Consider the following 2,798-nt stretch of genomic DNA (forward strand, 5'->3'; position numbering starts at 1 on the left):
ACCATGGTGAACACCCGGACCGGTGTCAGGGCAAATTTTGGGTTTGTTTATGGCTTCCGCCAGTCGGCCAACACCCATATTACGCCACAAGACCACGCGATGTCTCGCGAAAAACGCAACCCAGCCCGGAACCGGACAGGCGCAATCCGCCGTTGTCGGTAGCCCCGTCCGTAGCGGCCAACGCCGCTACATCATCTGCCAGGCCGCCACCCGGTAGGCCAGCGCCTCCCAGCCGTCTTTCCCGCCAGCGCGCCGAGCCTGCCCGAGTACCGAGCGAGCCAGCCACGCCGCCGGCCGCCCGGCAGACAGCCCCAGCGCCGCACGCGCATGCTCCGCGGCCTGCGCCCGGTCGCCGCCCGTCAACGCTGCCGAGGACCGGTACATCTGCACCGCCGACCGCAGGCCCGGACCCTGCGCCTCCGCGAGAAACGCCGCCATCTCCAGGCGCGGACGAGCCTCCGCGAGCAGACCCGCCCGGACCAGCGCGCTCGCGCCGAACGCCGCCAGATGTGCGCTCGTGTACTCCCCAGGCTCAGGAGCGCCCAGCCGTTCGGCCAGGAACTCACCACCCGTCACCAGGACCACGGCGCTCTCTGAGTCACCCCGCCGGGCACTGAGGTTCGCGGCCAACATCGCCGCTGTTGCCGCGATCCAGCTCGTCCCGCCGCGCTGGCGAACCTGTGCCAACATCTTCAACGGCACGTCATAGCTGTCAGGCCGGGCCGCGTCCCAGACGTCCGCCGCGACGAGATCAGCGTGCAGCACGGTCGGGAGATCGTCGGCCGCCCGCGCCGTCACCCGGGCCTGCTGCGCCAACGCCAACGCGCCATCCGCCCGGCCACTGTCCAGATACGCACGGGCAGCCAGCAGCGACACCCGACCCGAACGCCGCCGCCACAGCGGACTACTCACCGAACCAACCGTCCGACACCACACCTTCCACCGCTCACAGTCAGCGAGGACGGCTGTCATCGGCGTCGACTCCCACCGGGCCGCATGCGTTGCCAGACCATCGTCAATCGCCGCCCCCGCCTCACCGGCACTACCCGCCTCCGACGTCACGAGCGCCCCCGGGGCAGCGACACCCGCACACAAGAAAGCACGGCGATCCGGCCCGTCCATCCATCTCCCCGTCCTCGATGGTGACCCATCGGCCACGTCCAACCGGCCCCCGCCACAGCAGAGGCGAAGATCATCGGCGTTCTGTAGGTGATCGTTTTGCGTCGACGGCTTCCGCCACGCCTCGTCCAAGCCACCCGGCTCCTGGTGGCGTCCGACCCGCGCCCGGAGGGCAGACGCGGGCCGGACGGGTCCCGGTAGCCGACTGGCCGACACGAGTCACCATCCATCACGCCAAGTCGCCTGCCAGTGACAGAAGCCGGGCGGCCAGGGACGACCATGGGCCACCGAATGGCCCCCACTCGCGAGCCAAGGGCCATTACGTGGCCCCTCTAGTGACACGGCGCCGCCGACACGACACGATCAGCACACCAGCCACACACCCCGGAGCACCCATGCCACCGAGGCCCCCACGCACCGTGCTCGCCCAGCTCATGAACGAACGAGCCTGGTCCGTCACCCGGTTCTGCCGCCGCTTCGACGCCACCGCCCACGCGATGAACCTCGACGTCGCCACCAGCGAACGGACCGTCAAACACTGGCGAGCCGGTGCCGTAGGCCGCCCCCACGAAGCCGCCTGCCGCGTCCTCGAACACATCTTCGGTATCGCGGTGGAACAGCTCCTGGCCCCTCCGGCTCCGCCGCCGGCCCGCGTGTCGCGGGTCGTGTCTGTCCCGGCCGTCGAGATTTACAGTGAGGTCCGAGGGAGGGAGAGCCCCACGGACCGGCGGGAGTTCCTCGGTGTCGCCGCGCTGTCTTTGGCAGCAGCGGAGACCTTGCGGCAGACCCAGGACGGCGCTGACGCGCTCACCATTGCTGACCTCGAATCCGACGTTGACGACGTCGCCGCCAGCTACGACCGCACGCCGCCGGCAGACACATTGCCGATCGTCGCCGCCGGCTGGACCAGGACACGATCGCTTCTCGGCCGCGAGCGTCTCACCGCGTCCGACGAACGTCGGCTCACCCTCCTTGCGGGCCAGTTCACCTATTTCCTAGGCCGGGTCATGTTCGCTGAGGGCCGTTACCGCGAGTCCCGCCGCTTCGCGGAAACCTCAGAGCGCTACGCCCTCAAGACCGACGACCCGATGCTCCCCGCAAGCCTCGCCGCGCTGCATAGCTCCATTGCCTTCTACACCGGCCGGTACATGGAGGCAGCCCTGTACGCCGGCAGCGCACGAGCCGCCGCCCCGGCATACCTCGCCGCCAGACTGGCCGCCTACGAGGCCCGAGCATGGTCCGCAGCCCGGCAAAGCCGACCAGCGACCGACGCTCTCGCAGCCATGCGCACGATGCTCGTCGTGGACAGTTCCCCGCTCCCAGGATCGTCACCGTTCACACCCGCGTCAGCGGACATGTTCACCGCGGTCTGCACGGTTCGCCTCCGGGACGGCCACACAGCCCAGCCCTACGCCCAGGCTGCTGTCGAGCGGCTCAGCGGCAGCGAGGGCAGCTACGAGGAACGAGGCCACGCCTTCCTAGCGCTCGCCAACTCCTTCCTACTGCGAGACAGGCCCGACCCGGCCGCAGCAGTCGCCGCAGCCACAGCGGCCGTCAGCCTCCCGACGGGCCACGTGACGTCGTCCATCACCACGGCCGCCAACCGTGTCTGGCGCAGGCTTGAGACCTGGCACGACGACGCCGACGTCCGCCACTTCGGCCAGCTCACCGCATCCGCC

2 protein-coding genes are annotated in these 2,798 nt (G+C 69.8%); one reads left to right on the forward strand and one right to left on the reverse strand.

Features of this window, described 5'->3' with window-relative positions; all coding sequences use genetic code 11:
- Positions 1–186: 186 nt before the first annotated feature.
- Complete coding sequence (locus tag I6A60_RS40910; protein ID WP_203017212.1) at positions 187–912, reverse strand: hypothetical protein; 726 nt, start codon at positions 910–912, stop codon at positions 187–189.
- Positions 913–1,514: 602 nt separating this feature from the next.
- On the opposite strand from I6A60_RS40910, the gene I6A60_RS40915 reads away from it, so the two are divergent.
- On the forward strand, positions 1,515–2,798 hold a 1,284-nt coding region (locus tag I6A60_RS40915; protein WP_203055890.1), incomplete at its 3' end, for a hypothetical protein.

Origin of the sequence: Frankia sp. AgB1.9, from assembly GCF_016786355.1 — a bacterium.
Lineage (GTDB): Bacteria > Actinomycetota > Actinomycetes > Frankiales > Frankiaceae > Pseudofrankia.